Below are 21,093 nucleotides of genomic sequence, written 5' to 3'. Positions count from 1 at the left end.
CGATCACTCGGCCACGTCGATGGTGCAGCGGTTGGATTCCACTCCGGCGGCCGTGACCACCTGGATCTCGGTGCGCCCTGGTTCCACTTCCGCCGGGACCGGCACCGTCAGCACCGCGTCGGAGGGGTTGGTGAATCCGCCGGGCACCGGGATCAGCGGCACGTGCACGTGGACCGCCCCGATCCGTACCACCAGCCGGGCGAGCATCTCCGGGGTCTGCGCGCCGGGCGGGACGAAGCCCACGCCCCGGATCTCGATGTCGTCCCCGGGGCGGACGGCGGCGTCCAGGTCCCCGGGCTCGCGTCTGCGCACCACCGACAGCACCAGCGGGCGGCTGCCCTCCGCGTACTTCGCCGCCAGGTAGACCGCGGCCGACAGGGCCACCAGCAGGGTCAGCGCCCAGGGCAGCTGCGGCAGCCGGTCCGGGAAACGGGTGAGCGAGGCCGCCGCGTAGGCCAGTACGACGGTGGAGACGAGCACGTACTGCGCGTCGGGGAAACTCCCGCGGCCCGCGTCGTCCGTCAACAGGTCCGCTCCGCGCGGCCGGTCGGCCGGCAGCTTCTGCAGCCGCTGGCTCATGATCCGTACGGAGACCACCCGGCGCACCAGCACCGCCACCGCGGAGGTCAGCACGACCACCGACAGCAGCGGCAGCGCCCGGCCCAGGGCGAGGCCCGTGTACAGCGCCTGCCGCTCCGGGCCGGGGGCCGAGGCGGCCAGCCGCAGCGCGAGGAGCAACGTGGCGAAGGCCGTCAGCACCACCCAGGCGGTGGGCACCGCCTGGGAGGTGGACAGCCGGTTGTCCTCGCCGACCAGCGGGGCCAGCAGCCCGCCGCGTACCGACTGGGCTCGGGCGGCGAGCGTCAGCAGCCCGGCGAGCAGCAGGGCCGCGAGCAGTCCGGCGGTGCGCGCCGTGGACCAGCCGGTGCCGAGCGCGGCGGCGACCTGGACCAGGAGCAGGACGCCGGCGGCGATCCACACGGCGAGGACGGCCCGCCGCGAGAACACGTACAGCCAGGAGTTCCCGGCCTCCCGGCTCCGGTCGGCGACGGTACGGGCCGACAGGGCCAGCTCGTCGGAGACCCACTGGCGGGAGGCGCCGAGGGAGTGGGCAACGGCGGCCGGCACGCCCTGCCCGGCGGCGAACTCGTCGCGCTTCTCCAGGAACGCGGCGACCGCTCGGCGGTGCCCTTCCCGTGCGCACTCCTCGCAGGCGCAGGCAGTGGTATGGGTGCCGCGGGACATCTCTTGGACAGCCACGTACGTGCCGCCTCTCTGAACTACGGGGCAATGCCAGCGAATTGTGCACCACTGGGGCAGTGCTCCGGATTGCGCACGATGTCAGAGCAGGTGATTAAAGGTTCATGATGTTGACGCCATGTCCGCGACGGTCTGCCACAGCGGCTGGTAGCTCACCCAGCCGGCGAGGTCCCCGCCGAACCGCTCACGGGTGGCCGCGGCGCTGTGGTGGTCGATGAGGACCGGTTTCCCGGCAGCCCGTGCGATCAGCTGGACCTGCGCGGCCCGTTCCGCGGCGACGAACCACCAGGCGGCCGCGTCCACCGATCCACCGACCGTCAGCAGCCCGTGGTTGCGCAGGATGAGCGCCTTGTACGGGCCGAGCGCGCGGGCGATGCGCGGGCCGTCCTCCGCGCCGGCGTACTCGTCGAGCAGCGCGTGGTCCTCGTAGAAGGCGCAGGCCTCGTGGGTGATCGGGGCGAGCAGCTCGCCGAGGGCGGCCAGCGCCCTGCCGTACGGGGCCTGCGTGCGGACGACGGCGACCGCGTCGGGGCGGGCCCGGTGCACGGCGGCGTGCACGGCGAAGGCCAGCTCGTTGACACGCCGCTCCCCCTGGACCACCCGCCCGTCCCCGTCGACGAGCAGCAGGTCCTCGGGGCCGAGGGCGGCGAAGGCCCGGCCGAAGGGGTTCACCCAGTAGCAGTCCTCGGACTCCGGGTCCCGGACGGTGACGTGCCCGGCGACCCCGTCCTCGTAGCCGAGGCGGGCGAACAGCCGCAGCGCGCCCGCGAGCCGCTCCTTGCGGTACGCGCGCTCCTCGGCCGGGTCCGTGTGCGCGGGCGGCATCTCGAAGCGGAGCCGCTCCAGGGGCACGGGCACGGGTACGGGCTGGTCCGGCATGGGCGCTCCTTCGGCGGCTCGGCTCGCGGCGCAAGGTACCCGCGCCCCTGCCAAGTGGCCAGAGAAACGGCGGAGCCGCCGCTCCGGCAGGGAGCGGCGGCTCGTCACGCACGGCGGGTGGGGACTACTCCCACTCGATGGTGCCCGGGGGCTTGCTCGTGCAGTCGAGGACCACCCGGTTCACCTCCGGCACCTCGTTGGTGATGCGGGTGGAGATCCGGGCGAGCACCTCGTAGGGCATGCGCGTCCAGTCCGCGGTCATGGCGTCCTCGGAGGAGACGGGGCGCAGGACGATCGGGTGGCCGTAGGTGCGTCCGTCGCCCTGGACGCCGACGCTGCGGACGTCCGCGAGGAGGACGACCGGGCACTGCCAGATCTCGCGGTCCAGGCCGGCCGCGGTCAGCTCGTGGCGGGCGATGGCGTCGGCCTCGCGCAGCAGGTCCAGGCGCTCCTTGGTGACCTCGCCGACGATGCGGATGCCGAGGCCGGGGCCGGGGAAGGGCTGGCGCTGGACGATCTCGTCGGGCAGGCCGAGCTCCTGGCCGACCATGCGGACCTCGTCCTTGAACAGCTGGCGCAGCGGCTCGACGAGCTCGAACTCGATGTCGTCGGGGAGGCCGCCGACGTTGTGGTGCGACTTGATGTTGGCGGTGCCGGTGCCGCCGCCGGACTCGACGACGTCCGGGTACAGGGTGCCCTGCACGAGGAAGGCGACCGCGGGGCCGTCCTCCTGGAGGATCTCCAGCTGGGCCTGCTCGAAGACGCGGATGAACTCGCGGCCGATGATCTTCCGCTTGGTCTCCGGGTCGGAGACGCCGGCGAGGGCGTTCAGGAAGCGCTCCTGCGCGTCGACGACCTTCAGCTGGACGCCGGTGGCGGCGACGAAGTCCTTCTCGACCTGCTCGGTCTCGCCCTTGCGCATCAGGCCGTGGTCGACGTAGACGCAGGTCAGCTGGGAGCCGATGGCCTTCTGTACGAGGGCCGCGGCGACCGCGGAGTCCACGCCGCCGGACAGGCCGCAGATGGCGCGCTTGTCGCCGACCTGCGCGCGGATGGCCGCGACCTGCTCCTCGACGATGTTGCCGGTGGTCCAGGTGGGGGCGAGGCCGGCGCCGCGGTAGAGGAAGTGCTCCAGGATCTGCTGGCCGTGCGTGGAGTGCATCACCTCGGGGTGGTACTGCACGCCGTACAGCTTCTTCTCGTCGTTCTCGAAGGCCGCCACGGGTACGACGTTCGTCGACGCGGTGACGGTGAAGCCCTCGGGGGCGGCGGAGCAGGCGTCGCCGTGGGACATCCACACGGACTGGTTCGCCGGGGTGCCCTCGAAGAGGGTGGAGCCGGTCTTGGAGACGGCCAGCGGGGTGCGGCCGTACTCGCGGGCGCCGGTGTTGTCGACCGTGCCGCCGAGGGTGGTCGCCATCAGCTGGAAGCCGTAGCACATGCCGAAGACGGGGACCCCGGCCTCGAAGATCGCACGGTCCAGCTGCGGGGCGCCCTCCTCGTAGACGGAGGACGGGCCGCCGGAGAGGATGATCGCCTTGGGGTTCTTGGCCAGCATCTCGTCGACGGGCATCGAGCTCGGCACGATCTCGCTGTAGACCCGTGCCTCGCGGACGCGGCGGGCGATGAGCTGGGCGTACTGGGCGCCGAAGTCGACGACGAGAACCGTGTCCGGGGCGCTGTCGTGGGCGGCGGAGGGTGCTTCTGGCACGGGGCGGCCTTCCGGCGGAAGAGGTGGCTGTTTTGTCGATTCTAACGGGGCACTCGCACCCCTTCTTCGTCTCACCATCCGAACCGGGTTGGCCGGGAGGGGCACGGGGGGCAATAATCCCTTCCGTGCGCAAGCAGCTGAGCTTCCTCTTTACCTATGGCACCGGCCGGTCCGGTCGCCATGGGTCATCGTGATGCTCGCTTGAGCCGCTGACTTCCCAGAGCGCCCCGGTCCGACAGGACCGGGGCGCTCCGCGTTTCCGCTCCTGCCGGCACGACCCACAGGAGAACACCATGAGCGTCACCACCACCCCCGAGCAGCTGATCGCCGAGTCCCGTACCCGTATCGACGCGATCGACGCGATCGACGACCGGATCATCGGACTGATCCAGGAGCGGATGGCCGTCTCGACGGTCATCCAGGACGCCCGGATCGCCTCCGGCGGCCGCCGGGTGCACCTGTCCCGCGAGATGGAGGTGCTGTCCCATTGGAGCGACGCCCTCGGCAAGCCCGGAACGGCCCTCGCGATGACCCTGCTGGAGCTGTGCCGGGGCCGGGTGTGACGGCTGTTCGTCACTCGTCCGGAGCGTGACCCGCCCCATGGGCTTTCGTTGGTGAGGATGTCCGCGTCAGCCAGCCGCGGAACCGCAACACCACGCGTGGCTCCGCAGGAGCGATGAGACGTACGCCTCGTGGTGCGTGCGTCGTGGGACCTCGCTCCTTCGCGTGACCGGACGGCAGGGGACAGCAGCCCGGTCACCCCGTAGAAAACGGCCGGCCCCGGGGACGCCCCGGGCCGGCCGTTCCGCGTCCGCGCGGCTTCACGGCCGCGCAGCTGTGGCGGTTAGGTCCTGTCTGGAGTTCCCCCGCGGCGTCGCGGCGTCTGGCACCGCCGCTTCCGGCGTTGTCGTCAGTCGCCGACGCTCCGCGTCGACTCCCTCCCCCGCCTTGGACTCGACGGCACCAGACGCCGCTCCTTCTCCCGCGCTGGAACTCCAGACAGGACCTAGGCGTGCGTGCCGGCCTTGCGGCGGAAGGCCAGGACGAGACCGCCGCCCGCGGCCACGAGCACCGCGCCGCCGAGCGCGAGCGCCCCGGCGGAGCTGCCGGTGGCGGCGAGGCCGCCGTTCGCCGTCGCGCCGGAGGTGCCGGCGGGCGTGGCCGAGGCCGAGGCCGAGGAGGTCGCCGTGGCGGTCGGCGAGGCGGTGGCCGTGGCGGTCGGACTCGGCGTGGCGCCGCCGTCCTTCGCGCTGATCACGACGGACGCCTTGTCGTTGGCGTGGTGGGGGTCCCACGGCTGGCCCTTGGTGCCCTCGGGCGTCCACTGACCGACCGAGACGGACCCCGCCGCGTTCGCCACGACCTGCTCGATCTTCAGCTCGAACGGGTAGGCGAACTTCTCCCGCTCCCCGACGACGTGCCCGGTGGAGCAGAAGTAGCGCGGCGCGCCGAGCGTCTGCTCGCGGCTGGTGCCGTCGGCGTTGACCCCGCGGCAGCCGGCCGGGACCTTGGTGACCTTCGTACCGGCGGGGATCACGATGTCCGTGCGGGCGACGCTCTCACCGGAGCGCAGTTCCGCCACCCAGGCGGGGCCGTTGTTGCGGAAGCCGAAGTCGGCCTTGACCGTCTCGCCCACTCCGCCGGCGAGGGCGACGGGCCAGGCCACGAGGTCGGCGCTGTTCTTCGTCCGGAAGTCGAACTCCTGGAGGTTGTTCCAGGGGTCGAGGTCCACCGACTGCGCGGAGGCCTTCGCGGGGCGTTCCCGCACGGCCAGCGTCTTGCCGCCGGCCGGCTTCTTGGAGGTCTTGCCGGCCTTCGGCTGGGCGCCGGGGGCGTACACGGCGTAGGTGAGGCCGTCGGCGAAGGCGTGCGGGGCGGCCTTGAGGGTGAGCGGGCCGTCGACCCCGTAGACGGCGCCCGGCTTGTACTCGCCCTCCAGCAGGCACTGCACCGTGCTCCAGCCCGTGTTCCAGGGCTGTCCCTCGCTCGGGTCCTCGGAGTAGGAGCAGTTGTCGTACTGCTCGACCAGGTCGATGCCGTGCGTGGTGCGCATCTCCAGGACGACGCCCTGGACGGACTCCGTGCCCTCGTTGGCGAAGACGATCGACAGGTTCTGCTTGTCGCCCGGCTTCTGCTCCGCCTTGAGGTCGGCCCGCTCCAGTACGAGGTCGGGGCCGCCGACCCGCACCTTGGTGGTGGCGGTCTTGAAGGTGGCACCTTCGGCCTTGCCGGTCACGGTGAGGTCGGCGGTGGCGCCGGCCTTGCTGTCCTTGGCGGCGCTGAGGTCGAGGTCCACGACGGTGGTCTCGCCCTTCCACAGCGCGGGGCGCTTGCAGGTGACGGCGGCCTCGGTGAGCGTGCAGTCCGAGCCCTGCTGCTTGGCGAGCGCGACGTCGGCGATGCCCTTGAGCCCGGTCAGGTCGATCGTGAAGGTGCTCTGGCGGTCGAACGCCGAGGCGGTGTCGTTGACGAGCCGGAACTCGACCGAGGTCTTCTGCGGTGCGATGTTCTGCCCGGGGTGCGGGCGCAGGCCGACCTCGGCCGGTCCGGCCAGGGAGAAGACGGGGTCCGCGGCGTGTGCGGGAGTGGCGGCGAGCCCCAGGGCGGCGACGCCGCAGGCAGTCAGCAGGGAAATGCGCTTTCTCATGCTGCCGTTGACGGCCGAACGCGACGCGCAGTTGCCTCGTCGGCCGTGTGATCGACACCACAGCCCGGCTCGGCGGATTCCGGTACAACCATCAAGGCTGAACATCTGTCACGTATGTACCGCGGTGGGTACCGCGCTCGGAGGGGGAGCGCGGTACCCATCGCCGTCATCCGGCCGGTTCCGGATCCCGTGGGGGAATTTCGGGGACTGCCAGGAACGGCAGCCGCAGCGCGCCGAAGGCGTCCTTGGGGACGGCCGGACGGACCGGTTCCACCGCGTCCAGGCGGGCGTAGGCCGCGCCCTGTTCGGGCCGCGGGTCCCGCTCTCCCTTGTTCGGCCAGTACGACATCGCCCGCTCCGCCTGTGCGGTGATCGTCAGCGACGGGTTGACCCCCAGGTTCGCGGAGACGGCGGCGCCGTCGACCACCGAGATGCCCGGGTGTCCGTAGAGCCGGTGGTACGGGTCCACCACGCCCTCCTCCGCGGACGCCCCGATCGGGCAGCCGCCGAGGAAGTGCGCGGTCAGCGGGGTCCCCATCAGCTCGCCGATGTTGCTGCCCGGGAAGCCGTTGATCTCCTCGGCCAGCAGGGTCGCGGCCTGCGTGGCCTCCGCGATCTGCACGGGGTTCGGGGCGCCGTGCCCCTGGCGGGCGGTGAGCAGGCCCTTGCCGATCCCGCCCGGCTTGCGGTAGGTGGTCAGCGAGTTGTCCAGGGACTGCATCACCAGGCCGATGATGGTCCGCTCCGACCAGCGCCGGTTCGACAGGGACCGGGCCAGCTGCACCGGGTGCCGCACGGTCCTGGCGAGCCAGCCGCGGACCCGGTGGGCGCTGTAGGGGACCTGCAGGACGGTCATGAACCCCATGGCGTTGGAGCCCTTGCCGTAGCGGACGGGCTCGATGTGGGTGTCGGCGTTGGGGTGCACCGAGGAGGTGATCGCCACGCCGCGGGTGAAGTCGGCCTGGCGGTCCTCGCCGTGCCGGCGGCGGTAGCGGCGGTCGTCGGTCTGTGCGCCGACCAGGCCCTCGGAGTTGGTCCGGGTCAGCTCCCCGAGCCGCCGCGACAGGCGCGGCAGCTCGCCGCGGTCCTTCATGGTGTGCAGCAGGGTCTGCGTGCCGTACGTGCCCGCCGCGACGACCACGTACCGGCAGCGCAGCACCTTCGCCCTGCCGCGGCGGCGGCCGTCGGTGGGCACGGTGCGGACGCGGTGGCCGCCGTCCGGGTGCTCGGACAGGGCGGTTGCGGTCGTCATGGGGTGGATGACGGCTCCGGCCCGCTCGGCGAGGTGCAGGTAGTTCTCGTTCAGGGTGTTCTTCGCGCCGTGCCGGCAGCCGGTCATGCACTCGCCGCACTCGGTGCAGGCCGTGCGCGCGGGGCCGGCGCCCCCGAAGTACGGGTCGGCGGTCTCCTCACCGGGCCGGACCCGGAACGTGCCCGCGGCGTCCTCGCCGTCGCCGAAGAACACGCCGACCGGGGCCATGTGGAAGGAGTCCGCCACGCCCATCCTGGCGGCGGCCGCCTTCAGGTGGACGTCGGAGGGCGTCATGGTCGGGTTGAGGCGCACGCCGAGCATCCGCTTGGCCTGGTCGTAGTACGGGGCGAGTTCCTCGCGCCAGTCGGTGATGGACGCCCACTGCCGGTCCTGGAAGAAGGCGTCCGGCGGCACGTACAGGGTGTTGGCGTAGTTGAGCGAGCCGCCGCCCACGCCGGCGCCCGCGAGCACCATGACGTTGCCGAGCAGGTGGATCCGCTGGATCCCGTACAGCCCGAGCGCCGGCGCCCACAGGTAGTTGCGCAGGTCCCAGCTGTTCTTCGGCAGGCTCTCGCGGGTGAAGCGGCGCCCTGCCTCCAGGACGCCCACCCGGTACCCCTTCTCGGTGAGCCGCAGGGCGGAGACCGACCCTCCGAAGCCCGATCCGATGACGATGACGTCGTAGTCGTAGGCGTCGTCGCGGGATGCGCCGTCGCGGGATGCGCCGTCGCCGGGTGCGTCGTCGCCGGGTGCGTCGTCGTGCGACACGGTTACCTCCTCAGCGCAGTCGGAGAGCCTTCATGACCTTGAGGCTGCGGGTCATGAACGCCGCGTACTTCTCGTCGTCCATGCCCAGCGAGGGCGCCATCGGGACCAGCCGCTGGTGGGCGACGGTCTGGGCCTCGGTGTACTTGAGGATGCCCTCGGAGCCGTGGCGGCGGCCGAGGCCGGAGTCCTTCATGCCGCCCATGGGGGCCTGGGCGCTGCCGTAGGCGGGGGCGTAGCCCTCGTTGATGTTGACGGTGCCGGTGCGCAGGCGGGCGGCGACGCAGTGGCCGCGGCGGGCGTCCTTGGTCCAGACGCTGGAGTTGAGGCCGTAGGGGGTGGCGTTGGCCTCCGCTATGGCCTGCTCCTCGTCGGTGAAGCGGTAGATGGAGACGACCGGGCCGAAGGTCTCCTCCCCGCACACCGCCATGGGTGCCTCGACGCCGTCGAGGATGGTGGGCTCGTAGAACAGCGGGCCTATGTCGGGGCGTGCGGTACCGCCGGCGACGAGGGTGGCGCCCTTGGCGACGGCCTCGTCCACGTGCCGGGTCACGGTCTCCAGCTGGCGCTCGCCGACCAGCGATCCCATGTCGGCGCCGTAGGCGAGGGAGGCGCCGAGCCGCATGGCCTTGGTACGGGCGGCGAATCGGTCGACGAAGGCGTCGGCGATCGAGGCGTGGACGTAGAGCCGCTCGATGGAGATGCACAGCTGTCCGGCGGAGGAGAAGCAGGCGCGGACGGCGCCCGCGGCGGCCTTGTCGATGTCGGCGTCGTGCAGGACGAGCATGGCGTTCTTGCCGCCCAGTTCGAGGGAGACCCCGACGAGGCGGTCGGCTGCGCCCCGGGCGACCTCGCGGCCGGTGCGGGTGGAGCCGGTGAAGGACACGTAGTCGGCGTGCCGGACCACCTCGGGGCCGACGACGGGGCCCTCGCCGAGGACGATCTGGAAGACCTCGGCGGGCAGCCCGGCCTCGATCAGCAGGTCGCGGGCCCACAGGGCGGTCAGCGCGGTCTCGGTGTCGGGCTTCATGACGAGCGCGTTGCCCGCGACGAAGGCCGGCAGGGCGTCGCCGACGGACAGTTCGAGGGGGTAGTTCCAGGGGGCGATCTGGCCGACGACCCCGCGCGGCTGGCGCAGCTCGGTCACCTTGGTGAGGGTGGGCATCGCACCCGTGTGGCCCTTGGGCCGCAGGTACGAGGGCGCCCTGCGGCCGTAGTGGCGGGCGGACACGGCGACGGCCTGGACCTCCTCGTGGGCGTGCAGGCGCGCCTTGCCGGTCTCCAGCTGGATCAGGTCGAGGACCTCGGCCTGCCGGGCCAGGACCAGGTCGTGGAAGCGGAGCAGGACGGCGGCCCGCTTGCGTACCGGTACGGCGGCCCAGGCGGGCTGCGCGGCGCGGGCCCGGTCGAAGGCCTCGGCGACGTCCTCGGGAGTGGCCTCGGGAAGCTCCGCCAGCCGGTCCCCGGTGAAGGGGGTGTGGTTGGCCGTGCGGCCGGAGCCGATCACTCCGCGGGTCAGCCGGGCGACCAGGTCGGGGGTCACCACGTCGGCGGCCGTGCGGGCGCCTGCCGGGGCCGGGGCGACCGGGTTGGTGGGCTGCGGTGCGGTGCGGAGGGGGGCGTCGGAGGCCTGCGAGTCCGTCATGCCGGTGAGCGTATTGCGCCGGGCAGCCTTTGGGTACCCGCCGGTAACCGGATTTTGCCTTTTCCGCCAGTGATCGCTGGCAGGATGCCCGGGTCGGTGCCGATCAGGGCTTCTTGGCGGGCGGCTCCCAGCCGCTGAGCACGATGTCGAACTGCTGGCGGGTCTTGTCCCAGTCGGCGACAGGGCTCGACATGTAGATCGCGTACTCGGTCTCGTCCGGGGCGATGTACATCTGCTCCCGGGCCCTGCGCGGACCGGGGTGGTTGACCTTCTCCGTCCAGCTGAAGTCCCAGAGCGCGGCTCGGGTGCTGCCCCGGAAGGTGTTCTGGTTCAGCTGGTGCTTCTTGTAGTCGGTCCGCCGGGCCACCTGCTGTTCCAGGTCCAGCAGGTGTCCGTACGGGTCCTTGTAGTCCGGGCTGGGATCGGCGGCGATCCGGATGAAGTGCTTGCCGTCGTTCGGGGTGTAGTCGATCTGGTCGCCGTTCGCCTGACGCTTCCAGCCCTCCGGGACGAACAGCGTGAAGCCCGCGATGGGGTCGACGACCTTCGTGTAGCCGGCCGGCGGGGTCGCCGCCTGCGGTTTGCCGTTGTCGCCCGGCTGACCGTCCGGCGCGCTCGCGACCTTGTCCGCGTTGCCGTCCTTCCCGTCGTCCCCGGTGTACTTGAGGATCCCGAAGACCCCGCCGCCGCCGAGCAGCGCCGCCACCAGGGCCACCACCGCGGCGCGCTTGACCCAGCCGCCGTCCCGGTCGGCGGGCGCGGGCGCGGACACCGTCCCGGACACCGCCGGCTCGGGCAGCGGCGCCGTCCGCGCGACGTCCTCGTGCGGGGCCGGCTCCTCGGGCCGCGGCTCCTGCGCCGGGGCGAGCTCCTCGGAGGTGACCGCCCGCGTCGGGACGTAGGCGTGCGCCGCCTTCGGCTCACGGCCCTCCATCGCCTCCAGCAGCATCCGCTCGGCCTCCTCCGCCGAGGGCCGCTCCGTCGGATCCTTGCGCAGCAGGGACGTGATCACCGGACCCAGCACCCCGGCCTGCCGCAGCGCCGGCGGCTCGTCGTTCACCACGGCCTGCAGGCTGGAGATGGGCGAGGTGCGGCGGAACGGGGAGCGCGCCTCCACCGCCGTGTAGAGGGTGGCGCCCAGCGACCACAGGTCCGAGGACGGGTCGGGAATGCCGCCGGTGACCCGCTCGGGCGCCAGGTAGTCGATCGAGCCCACGATCTCGCCGGTGCGCGTGATGGACGAGTCGCCCTCGATCGCGGCGATCCCGAAGTCCGTGAGCAGCACCCGCCCGTCCTTGGCGAGCAGCACGTTGCCCGGCTTCACGTCCCGGTGCAGCACGCCGACCGCGTGCGCGGCGCGCAGCGCGCCCAGCACGTGCAGTCCGATCCGGGCCGCCTCGCGCGGCTCGATCCGTCCGGCCGCCTTGGCCGCGTCCGCCAGGGAGGGACCGTCGATGTACTCCATGACGATCCACGGCCGGTCGTCGTGCTCCAGCACGTCGTGGACGGTGACCACCGCCGGGTGCTGGATCCGGGCCGCGGCCCGCGCCTCCTTCTGGGTCCGGGCGTGCATGACGTCCCGGTCGGCCTGGGCGACGTACAGACCCGCCGTCAGTTCCTTGACCGCGACGGTCCTGTGGAGCAGCTCGTCATGCGCGCGCCACACCTTTCCCATACCGCCACGGCCGATCGGCTCGACGAGCCTGTACCGGCCCGCCAGCACGGCGCCCCCACCTGTCTGCTGTTCCACGAATTCCCGCCGCTCTCTGCACTTCAGGCCAGATTACGGAGCCCACGGGGGCTGTCGGAACCGCCCGGGCGCCGAAAGACGGCACTGTGACGCAATCGCCGTACTGATCAGTCGTCAGTATCCGCTCATCCGCCCGCCTTGTAACTCGCCGTGGCCTTCTCGAAGACTTCGGTGACCTTGGTCTGTTCGTCCTCCGGACCGGTCACCAGGACGACGTGGTAACTGCCGGCCAGCGCGACGACGAAGTTGCGGGCGAAGACGTTGCGGCCGGTCCCGTCGATCCACGTGTACCGTCCCGTGGCCCGCAGTTGCTGTCCGACCCTGGTGGTCTTCACGTCCCCGACGGTCGCCCAGGTGGAGGTCCGGTAGGGCGTCAGCTCCGGCTCCTTGTCCTTCTGGTACGCCGCCGGGTCGGGATTGCCCTCGACCTTGTCCCGGCCGGGGACCACGGTCAGCACGAACGCCCCGTCGGTGTACCGCACCTGGCCCGCCTCGTTGATCCCTCGGCGCTCCCAGCCCTCGGGGACGGCGATCTCGAAGTGCTCCGGGTCCTGCTGGGTGGTGTAGCCGGGCGGGGCCGGCGCCGGGGCGGCCTGCGACGCCGCGGGCCCGGTCGTCTGCGGCGCGGGCTTGGACTCGGGCGTACCGGAGGGCACCTGGGAGGGGCTCGGCGCCGACGACGTGTGCGCGGTGGCCTCCCCGGGACCGTCCTGCTCCTGCGGCGCACCGGCCCGGGGCATGAACAGCATCGCGTACGCGACGGCCCCGGCGAGGAGGACCAGGATGCCGACGAGCAGGGTCCGGCCGAGCGCCCGCGGCCCGCGGGCGGCCGTGGGGTTGCGGTGGCGCCCGTGGACCTCGCCGCGGCGGCGTACGACGGGCAGCCGCGCGGGGTCCGCATCGGGCATCGGGAGCACGCCGAGACCGGCGTCCGGCTCGGGAGCGGAGCGTACGAGCGAGCGCAGCCAGCCGCGCAGCTCCTCGAAGTCGGGCCGCTCGGTGGGGTCCTGGCGCAGCAGGGACTCCACGACCGGGCGGAGCGCGCCGCACTCCTCGGCGAAGGCGGGGGGTTCGGCGCAGACCATCTCGACGAGATCGGCGACGCTGTCCTCCGGGTACGGGGCGTGCCCCTGCACGGCGCGGTAGAGCAGCGCGCCGAGCGCCCAGAGGTCGGTGGCGGGCCCGACGGGCGCCGCCAGCTGCCAGTGCCCGTGCACGGGGCCGGCCTGTTCGGGGGCCCACCGCTCGGTGACCGCGCCGACCACGGCCATGCGGGTGTGCCGGGCCCGCTCGGCGTCGAGCCCGGTCCAGGGGGCCGCCTGCGGGGGGCGCTGCGGGGCCGGTTCCGGGGTCGGGGAGGGGGACGGGAGGGGACCGCCGGGCGCCGGGCGTCCCGGGGGCTCGGCCTGGCGGTAGCCCTGCGGCAGCGCGAGCTGCGCGGGCAGGGCGGGAGCGGCCGGCGGGTCGGCCCGGCCCCACGCCGGCGGGGCAGGCTCGGGCCTCGGCGGGGACACGGGTCGGGGCTCGGGTCCGGGCTCGCGCTGGGGCCGCGGCCCGGGCCGCGGCTCGCGTTCCAGCTCCGGCTCCGGCTCCGGCTCCGGCTTCGGCTTCGGCTCGGGCTTCGGCTCCAGCTCCGGCTCCGGCTCGGGTTCCCACCGCGGCTCAGGCTGCGCCAGGGCCGGGCGGCGCGGGGTCGCGCCGTGCCAGGCGCCGCCCGACCGGGCCTCCGATCCGCCGCCGTACGGGTACGAGTACCCCTGCGGGAGGGTCGATCCCCCGGGCCTGCGCTCGGGCGCGGCGCCGGGCCCGGCCTCGATCGCGGCAGCGGCACCGCTCCCGCCGGCTGCCTCTGCCTTGCGCTGCTCGGTGACCCGGGCGGCCGCCGCCCGCGTCCCCGCCCGGTACGCGGCGACGACCCCGGCGCGTGCGGCGGCCTGGATGTCGGGCCCGTCCTGCGGCCGGCCGGGGGTGATGTGGTCGGTGTACCGCGGCCCGGTGTCGTATCCGGGGGCCACGAGCGGCGCGTACCCGCCGTCGTCCGGCGCGCCGGACCCGCGGGCCGGGGGAACCGGAGGAGCCGGAACCGGAGGAGCCGGAACCGGAGGAGCCGGAACCGGAGGAGCGGGAACCGCAGGGTCCGGTACCGGAGCCGGTAACGGGGCCGGGGCGGCTGCGGAGGCGGGGCTCGCGCCCCAGCGCTCGTCGGGACCGGAGTCGTCGGTGCGGGGGACGGGGTCGTACCCGCAGAGGGCCTCCTCCGCGGCGCCGGCCGCCAGGCCCGTCAGCACGACCCGGCCGTCCTCGCACACCAACACCGTGCGGACGGTGATGTTCCGGTGGGTCCAGCCGTGCGCGTGCAGCACCCGCAGCGCGGTCAGCACGTCCGACGCCACCTCAGCCGCGCGGTAGGGGCTGAGCGGTTCGTCGGCGATCAGCGCGGCCAGTGGTCTGGCCGGGACGAGTTCGCTCACTATCCACAGCGACTCGCCCTCGGCGAACACGTCGAAGACCTGGTCCAGCCGGGGGTGGTCGGGAATCGAGGCCGCGGCCTGCGCCGCCTCGATCGCGCGCCGCACGGCCGGCAGGTCGGCGGGAGCGCGGCGTGCCGCCGGGACGGCCAGGGGCCCGTCCACCAGTTCGGCGTCCACGACCTCCGGCAACGGCAGCTGCCGTACCAGGACTTCCTGTCCGCTGCGCGTGTCGAAGGCCCGGGTCTCGACCAGTTCGTACGCGTCGGACGGCGGCAGCGGCAGGCGGTAGCGGCCGGCCAGGATCCGGCCCGCGTACTCCTCCACATCGCCTCCCCCGAGTGCGGCAGGCCCCCAGGGCCCCGCTGACACGATACGTCGACGGGGGCGTCTGCGTCCTGGGGTCAGCCGAGAGGCCGGAAGGTCTCGAAGGCGACGTTGCGCATCTGGGTGCACTCGGCGCCGTCCCACTGGTCGGCGGGGCAGCTGATCATGATGGCGTAGCCGTGGGTGGCGTCGACCTTGAAGCCGCGGTTGAGCACCCGGACCCTCATCCCGCTCTGTTCCCGCTCGAACTCCCAGTCCGCGACGGTCGGGTAGCCCCGGTACTCCGCCTTGTCTATGCGGATCTGGCGGTAGCCCTTGCTGCTGCCGCTCACGGCGGGGGCCAGCTTGCCCCAGGCGAGGGCCGCGTCGTCGCCCGGCTTGCCGGTGAAGTCGACCTGGATCCGAGGGAATCCGCCGTCGCGGCTGAATATCGCGCCGGAGTTGTCGCCCGCGGTGGCCGTCCGCTTGAACCCCTCGGGCATCGCCATCGAGAAGTGGAACCCGGGCTCCGTCACCATCGCGTACCCGGCGGGGAGCGCGCCGCCCGCTCCGCCGGTCGTGGCGCCCTGGCCCTGTCCCTGGCCCTGCTGCTCTTGGCCCTGGCCCTGGCCGGCGGTCTGCTGGCCCTGGCCCTGGCCGCCGGCGCCCGCGTCGGTACCGGTGCCGGCACCGGCGGTGCCGTCCGTACCACCCGACTCGCCGGTGTTCCCCGACGGCTTCGGGGAGCCCTGGTCGGCGCCGCCCGAGGTCTGCGGGGCGGAGGCGGCCGGGGTGGCCTGGCCGCCCTTGCCCTGGTCCTTCTTGTCCTTGTCGTCGCCGCTGATCGCCCAGGCGATCAGCGAGCCGACCACCGCGAGCACGGCGACCACGGCGACCACGGCCAGCGCGATGGTGCGGCGCGGCATGACGTCGGTGAGCGGCGCGATGACGGAGGTGGGGCGGCCCTTGGGCGCTTCGGCGGCCGAAGCCGCCTTCGCGGCCGCGGCGGCCGGGGCGGCGGTCTGCGCCTTGCGGGCGGCCTTCAGCGCGGCGCGGGCGCGCTCGCGCTGCTCCCGCTCGCGGCGCTCCCGTTCCTTCTTGGCGGCCTTCTCTGCGGCCTTCTCGGCGGTGGCCTGCTCCGCGGCCTGCCGGGCGTCCGCCAGCGAGATCTGCCGGGTCTCCTCGGCGGCGGCGGGCACGGGGGCCGGTGCCGGTTCGGGCGCGGCGAGGACGGCGGTGAGCATCGCCCGGGCGCGTCCCTCGTCGAGGCGGCGGGCCGGGTCCTTGGCGAGCAGGCCGTAGATGACCTCGGCGAGCGGGCCGGCGTTCTTCGGCGGGTCCACGGGCTCGGTCATCACCGCGGTGAGCGTGGCGAGCGCGGACCCCTTGTCGTACGGGGGGACGCCCTCGACGGAGGCGTACAGGAGGCCGCCGAGCGACCACATGTCGGCCGGCGGGCCGGGCTTCTGACCGCGGGCGCGCTCGGGCGAGATGTAGGAGGGAGCGCCCACGAGCATGCCGGTGGAGGTGACGGAGGGGTCGCCCTCGACCTGCGCGATGCCGAAGTCGGTCAGGACGACACGGCCGTTGCCGGCGATGAGCACGTTGGAGGGCTTGACGTCGCGGTGCAGGATGCCCTGGCCGTGCGCGGCACGCAGGACGTCGAGCACGGCGAGGCCGACCTCGGCGGCGCGGTGCGGGGTGAGGGGGCCGTTCTCCCGGATGAACTCGGCGAGCGAGGGCCCCTCGATGAGCTCCATGACGATCCACGGGCGGGCGTCCTCGTCGACGACGTCGTAGACGGTGACGGCGCCGCCGCTGCGGATCCGGGCGATGGCCTTGGCCTCGCGGAGGGTGCGGGTGATGAGGCGGCGCTTCTCGTCCTCGTCGACGCCGCTGCTGAAGCGGAGTTCCTTGACGGCGACGGTGCGGCCCAGGGTCTCGTCCTGGGCCCGCCAGACGGTGCCCATACCGCCCTTGCCGAGCACCGAACTGAGCCGGTACCGACCAGCCAGCAGCCGGCCTTCGTCCTGCGCGCCCCCGGCCGCCTTGGCGGCGGCGGCCTTCACGGCGGCGGCCATGGCATCGGCCTTCTCGACGACGGGATTCGCACCGGTCGCCCCCACGGCCGCCTTCGAAGCCGCCGGCTGCGCAGCGGACGCGGAATCACCCTCGGACGCGGCCTTGCCCAGGCGCGGCTTCGAAGCCGCGGGGGCGGGCTTCACGTCAGCGTCCGCCGCTGCCGCTGCCGCGGCCTTGCCCAGGCGCGGCTTCGAAGCCACAGGCTTCACGTCAGCGTCCGGCTCCGCCGCAGCAGCAGACGCACCGCCAGGCTCCGCCGCAGGGGCGGGCTTCGCGTCAGCGGCAGCCCGCGCTGCAGGCACGGCCTTGCCCAGACCCGCCTCCGCAACCGCAGGCTTCACGTCACCGTCCCGCTCCGACTCCGCCGCAGCCGCACCGCCAGGCTCCGCCGCAGGCGCAGGCACGGCCTTGCCCGGACCCGCCTCCGCAGCCACAGGCTTCACGTCACCGTCCGGCTCCGCCGCAGGCGCAGGCACGGCCTTGCCCGGACCCGCCTCCGCAGCCACAGGCTTCACGTCACCGTCCCGCTCCGACTCCGCCGCAGCCGCACCGTCAGGCTTCGCCGCAGGCGCCGAGGCGGCCTTCGGCCCATCAGGCTCCGCGTCAGCGGCAGTCCTTGCCGCAGGCACGGAAACATCCTCGGGCTTCGCCGCAGGCGCTCCGGCAGGGGCGCCATCGTCACGCTTCGCCGCAGGCGCCCCGGCAGGTGACTCGGTGTGCTCCGGCTTCGACATGCGTCCCCTCTGCGATCGTGCCGCTGCTCCGCCCGTCCCAGCGGCTGAGCGACCCGGCGGCCGGGGCCCACGGTAACCCGCCCCGGCAGAGCCATCATTGTTCCTCACTCCGCAACGGACGGACCCCCCGGGTCTGCGGTTCCGCCTTCCGCATCCCGGACTTACAACGGAACGATGTCGGGTGCCCCCAGCCGTGCCGCGTCCGCCGTCTGGTCGTCCGGCTGCCGCTGCGATTCCCGTTCCGCCTGGACCCGCTTCTCGTAGTGCTCCACTTCCTTCTCGATCTGCTGCTTGTCCCATCCCAGCACCGGTGCCATCAACTCCGCGCACTCCCGCGCCGACCGCGTCCCGCGGTCGAAGGTCTCGATCGAGATCCGCGTCCGCCGCGTCAGCACGTCGTCCAGGTGCCGCGCTCCCTCGTGCGAGGCGGCGTACACCACCTCCGCCCGCAGGTAGTCGTCCGCCCCGGTCACCGCCTTGCCCAGTTCCGGATCGGCGGCGACCAGTTCCAGCAGTTCCTCCGTCAGCGTCCCGTACCGGTTCAACAGGTGCTCCACCCGCACCACATGAAGCCCCGTCCGGGCCGCGATCCTCGCCCGCGCGTTCCACAGGGCCTGGTACCCCTCGGCCCCCACCAGCGGCACGTCCTCCGTCACGCACGGCGCCACCCGCTGGTCCAGCCCGTGCACCGCCTCGTCGACCGCGTCCTTCGCCATGACCCGGTACGTCGTGTACTTGCCGCCCGCGACCACCACCAGCCCCGGCACCGGATGCGCCACCGTGTGCTCGCGCGACAGCTTGCTCGTTGCGTCCGACTCGCCGGCCAGCAGCGGCCGCAGGCCCGCGTACACGCCCTGGACGTCGTCCCGGGTCAGCGGCACCGCCAGCACCGAGTTCACGTGTTCCAGCAGGTAGTCGATGTCCGCGCTGGACGCCGCCGGGTGCGCCTTGTCCAGGTCCCAGTCGGTGTCCGTGGTCCCCACGATCCAGTGCCGGCCCCACGGGATGACGAACAGCACGGACTTCTCGGTCCGCAGGATCAGTCCGGTGGTCGAGTGGATGCGGTCCTTCGGCACCACCAGGTGGATGCCCTTGGAGGCCCGCACGTGGAACTGCCCGCGCTCCCCGATCAGCGCCTGGGTGTCGTCCGTCCACACTCCCGTGGCGTTGACGACCTGCTTCGCGCGGATCTCGTACTCGACGCCGCCCTCGACGTCCCGCACGCGCGCGCCGACCACCCGTTCGCCCTCGCGCAGGAAGCCGACGACCCTCGCCCGATTGGCGCAGTGCGCCCCGTACGCCGCGGCCGTCCGCACGAGCGTGGTGACGTACCGCGCGTCGTCCATCTGGGCGTCGTAGTACTGGAGGGCGCCCACCAGGACGTCCTTGCGCAGCGCCGGAGCCACCCGCAGCGCCTGGGTGCGCGACAGGTGCCGGTGCACCGGCAGTCCCCGTCCGTGGCCGCTGGAGACCGACATCGCGTCGTACATCGCGACGCCGGCTCCGGCGTAGAACCGCTCCCACCCCTTGCGCTGCAAGGGGTACAGGAAGGGCACGGGCTTCACCAGGTGCGGCGCGAGGCGCCCCAGCAGCAGGCCGCGCTCCTTCAGCGCCTCCCGTACGAGGGCGAAGTCGAGCATCTCCAGGTACCGCAGGCCGCCGTGGATGAGCTTGCTGGAGCGGCTGGACGTGCCCGAGGCCCAGTCCCGCGCCTCCACCAGCCCGGTCGACAGGCCGCGCGTCACGGCGTCCAGCGCGGTGCCGGCACCGACCACGCCCGCGCCCACGACCAGCACGTCCAGTTCCCGCTCGGCCATCCGGGTGAAGGCCACGGCTCGCTGCTCCGGCCCCAGTGTCGCTGTCCTCACGGCTGCCTCCCGTTGGTGCGGGTGAGATCCCGCTCACATGCCCCCGTTTCCCGATTCTGACGTCCCGCATCCACATCAGCCACCGCCTGTGGACAACACAACGGCGGCGTTCACCCCAGAATGCGACATATCGGTCATATATAAGCCTAGTCTGACATTGCGCCAGCTCCCCTGTCCTCGGTGGACTCGCGCGGCACCACCTCACGCCAGGGAAGGGACGGCATCCCCATGCCCGCAGACCTCGCCGTCATCGGACTGGGCCATCTCGGCCTCCCGCTCGCGCAGGCGGCCGTCGCCGCCGGAATCGAGACGGTCGGCTACGACAGCGGTCCGGTCACGGACTCCACTCTCTCCGCCGCCGAGATCCGCCGCATGTCGGCGGCCGGCTTCCGGGTCACCACCAACCCGGCCGAGCTCGGCCGGGTCCGCACGGCCGTCATCTGCGCCCCCACCCGGCTCGGCGCCGACCGCGCGCTGGACCTCTCCGCCGTGGGCGGCGCGGGCCGCGCGCTCGCCGCGCGGCTGCGCCCGCACACCACGGTGATCCTCGAATCCGCCGTCCACCCCGGCGTCACCGAGGACTACCTGCGGCCGATCCTGGAGGAGGGATCCGGACTCCGCGCCGGCCGGGACTTCCACCTGGCCTACTCCCCCAGCCGCCTCGACCCCGGCAACCGGACGCACGGCGTCTCCAACACCCCCAAGGTGATCGGCGGCCTCACCCCGGCCTGCACCGAGTCCGCGCACGCCTTCTACGCCCGCCTCACCGAGAAGGTCGTCCGCGCCCGAGGCCTGCGCGAGGCCGAGACCGTCCAGCTCCTCGAAACCAACTACCGCCACGTCAACATCGCCCTGATGAACGAGATGGCCGTGCTCTGCCACGACCTCGGCGTCGATCTGTGGGACGTCATCCGCTGCGCCGAAACCAAGCCGTACGGCTACCAGGCCTTCCGCCCCGGCCCCGGCGTCGGCGGCCACGGAGTCCCCCTCGACCCGAACTACCTCCCCCACACCACCCGCACCCCCGGGCACCCGCTGCGCATGGTCGGCCTGGCGCAGGAGATCAACGACCGGATGCCCCAGTACGTCATCCAGCGCTCCGCCACCCTGCTGAACGAGCACGGCAAGTCCGCCCGCGGAGCCCGCGTCCTGCTGCTCGGGGTCACCTACAAGCCCGACCTCGCCGACCAGGAGGGCTCCCCCGCCGGCGAGATCGCCAGCCGCCTCATCGACCTCGGGGCACTGATCAGCTACCACGACCCGTACATCACGGGCTGGCGCGTCCGGGACCAGCCGGTCCCCCGCGCCGAGTCCCTGTACGAGGCCGCGGCCAACGCCGACCTGACGATCCTCCTCCAGCACCACCGCACCTACGACATGCAGGCCCTGGCGGTGAAGGCGCAGCTGCTCCTGGACACCCGCGGCGCCAGCCCGGTGGGCGCGGCCCACCGCCTCTGAGCGCGAGTGCGCCGTCGGGCCGCCGCAGCCCGCTGACGCCACCCGGCCGTGTGTGCAACATTCGTTGCACAGATCGCCGGAAAGGCCGCTCGGCTGCTGGTCGACCAGATCCGCACGATCGACGTGTCGTTCGTCCACGGCGAGCCGGTGCACTGTCTGGACCGGTACGAGCTCGCCCAAATCGAACACGCCGTGACGCTGTACCTCGGGCTCTGACACACGGCGGAGGGCCGGCACCCCGAGCGGGGTGCCGGCCCTCCGGCGTACG

At 73.1% G+C, this 21,093-nt stretch carries 13 protein-coding genes; 3 read left to right on the top strand and 10 right to left on the bottom strand.

The genetic code is table 11. From position 1 onward, the window contains the following. Nucleotides 1-3 precede the first annotated feature (3 nt). From ACFWFZ_RS07550 to guaA, 3 genes are all read right to left on the bottom strand, one after another. Nucleotides 4-1,260, bottom strand: a complete 1,257-nt coding sequence (locus ACFWFZ_RS07550) for a hypothetical protein (protein ID WP_387117972.1) — start codon at nt 1,258-1,260, stop codon at nt 4-6. Nucleotides 1,261-1,362: 102 nt separating this feature from the next. Further along, nucleotides 1,363-2,139, bottom strand: coding sequence for a class II aldolase/adducin family protein (locus ACFWFZ_RS07545; RefSeq protein ID WP_387117969.1), 777 nt, complete (start codon nt 2,137-2,139; stop codon nt 1,363-1,365). 124 nt (nt 2,140-2,263) lie between these two features. Next, complete coding sequence (gene guaA, locus ACFWFZ_RS07540; protein WP_387117966.1) at nt 2,264-3,850, bottom strand: glutamine-hydrolyzing GMP synthase; 1,587 nt, start codon at nt 3,848-3,850, stop codon at nt 2,264-2,266. Nucleotides 3,851-4,143: 293 nt separating this feature from the next. Here guaA and ACFWFZ_RS07535 point away from each other — a divergent pair, with 293 nt between their 5' ends. Beyond that, a complete protein-coding gene (locus ACFWFZ_RS07535) occupies nt 4,144-4,413 on the top strand; it encodes a chorismate mutase (RefSeq protein WP_387117963.1) in 270 nt (89 codons plus the stop codon). 443 nt (nt 4,414-4,856) lie between these two features. Here ACFWFZ_RS07535 and ACFWFZ_RS07530 read toward each other — a convergent pair whose 3' ends face one another. The 7 genes from ACFWFZ_RS07530 to ACFWFZ_RS07500 form a co-directional block, all read right to left on the bottom strand. Further along, complete coding sequence (locus ACFWFZ_RS07530; protein ID WP_387117960.1) at nt 4,857-6,497, bottom strand: LPXTG cell wall anchor domain-containing protein; 1,641 nt, start codon at nt 6,495-6,497, stop codon at nt 4,857-4,859. Between the two features lie 166 nt (nt 6,498-6,663). Beyond that, a complete protein-coding gene (locus tag ACFWFZ_RS07525; protein ID WP_387118389.1) occupies nt 6,664-8,424 on the bottom strand; it encodes a GMC oxidoreductase in 1,761 nt (586 codons plus the stop codon). A 103-nt stretch (nt 8,425-8,527) separates the two neighbouring features. Next, nucleotides 8,528-10,159, bottom strand: coding sequence for a succinic semialdehyde dehydrogenase (locus ACFWFZ_RS07520; RefSeq protein WP_387117958.1), 1,632 nt, complete (start codon nt 10,157-10,159; stop codon nt 8,528-8,530). A gap of 103 nt (nt 10,160-10,262) precedes the next feature. Then, complete coding sequence (locus ACFWFZ_RS07515) at nt 10,263-11,909, bottom strand: protein kinase (protein ID WP_387117955.1); 1,647 nt, start codon at nt 11,907-11,909, stop codon at nt 10,263-10,265. A 125-nt stretch (nt 11,910-12,034) separates the two neighbouring features. After that, nucleotides 12,035-14,704 (bottom strand): protein kinase, encoded by a 2,670-nt coding sequence (locus tag ACFWFZ_RS07510; RefSeq protein WP_387117952.1) that lies wholly within the window; start codon nt 14,702-14,704, stop codon nt 12,035-12,037. A gap of 77 nt (nt 14,705-14,781) precedes the next feature. Then, the gene (locus ACFWFZ_RS07505; RefSeq protein ID WP_387117949.1) at nt 14,782-16,965 is read right to left on the bottom strand and encodes a serine/threonine-protein kinase; all 2,184 of its coding nucleotides are present in this window, start codon (nt 16,963-16,965) and stop codon (nt 14,782-14,784) included. A gap of 695 nt (nt 16,966-17,660) precedes the next feature. Beyond that, nucleotides 17,661-19,367 carry a glycerol-3-phosphate dehydrogenase/oxidase gene (locus ACFWFZ_RS07500; RefSeq protein ID WP_387117946.1) on the bottom strand — a complete coding sequence of 569 codons (1,707 nt, stop codon included), beginning with the start codon at nt 19,365-19,367 and terminating at the stop codon, nt 17,661-17,663. A 228-nt stretch (nt 19,368-19,595) separates the two neighbouring features. Here ACFWFZ_RS07500 and ACFWFZ_RS07495 point away from each other — a divergent pair, with 228 nt between their 5' ends. Both ACFWFZ_RS07495 and ACFWFZ_RS07490 read left to right on the top strand, forming a co-directional pair. Continuing rightward, nucleotides 19,596-20,825, top strand: coding sequence for a nucleotide sugar dehydrogenase (locus tag ACFWFZ_RS07495; RefSeq protein WP_387117944.1), 1,230 nt, complete (start codon nt 19,596-19,598; stop codon nt 20,823-20,825). Nucleotides 20,826-20,873: 48 nt separating this feature from the next. Next, nucleotides 20,874-21,041 carry a hypothetical protein gene (locus ACFWFZ_RS07490; protein WP_387117941.1) on the top strand — a complete coding sequence of 56 codons (168 nt, stop codon included), beginning with the start codon at nt 20,874-20,876 and terminating at the stop codon, nt 21,039-21,041. Nucleotides 21,042-21,093 lie beyond the last annotated feature (52 nt).

Origin of the sequence: Streptomyces sp. NPDC060232 (assembly GCF_042726555.1) — a bacterium.
GTDB lineage: Bacteria > Actinomycetota > Actinomycetes > Streptomycetales > Streptomycetaceae > Streptomyces.
The sequence above is the reverse complement of the archived record's forward strand: the minus strand, read 5'-3'. Positions and strand labels throughout refer to the sequence as shown.

What these genes read in the sequence shown, in the direction of transcription:
- ACFWFZ_RS07545 (WP_387117969.1), bottom strand. Translation starts at nt 2,139, where the DNA reads ATGCCGGACCAGCCCGTACCCGTGCCCGTGCCCCTGGAGCGGCTCCGC.
- ACFWFZ_RS07535 (WP_387117963.1), top strand. Translation starts at nt 4,144, where the DNA reads ATGAGCGTCACCACCACCCCCGAGCAGCTGATCGCCGAGTCCCGTACC.
- ACFWFZ_RS07530 (WP_387117960.1), bottom strand. Translation starts at nt 6,497, where the DNA reads ATGAGAAAGCGCATTTCCCTGCTGACTGCCTGCGGCGTCGCCGCCCTG.
- ACFWFZ_RS07520 (WP_387117958.1), bottom strand. Translation starts at nt 10,159, where the DNA reads ATGACGGACTCGCAGGCCTCCGACGCCCCCCTCCGCACCGCACCGCAG.
- ACFWFZ_RS07495 (WP_387117944.1), top strand. Translation starts at nt 19,596, where the DNA reads ATGCCCGCAGACCTCGCCGTCATCGGACTGGGCCATCTCGGCCTCCCG.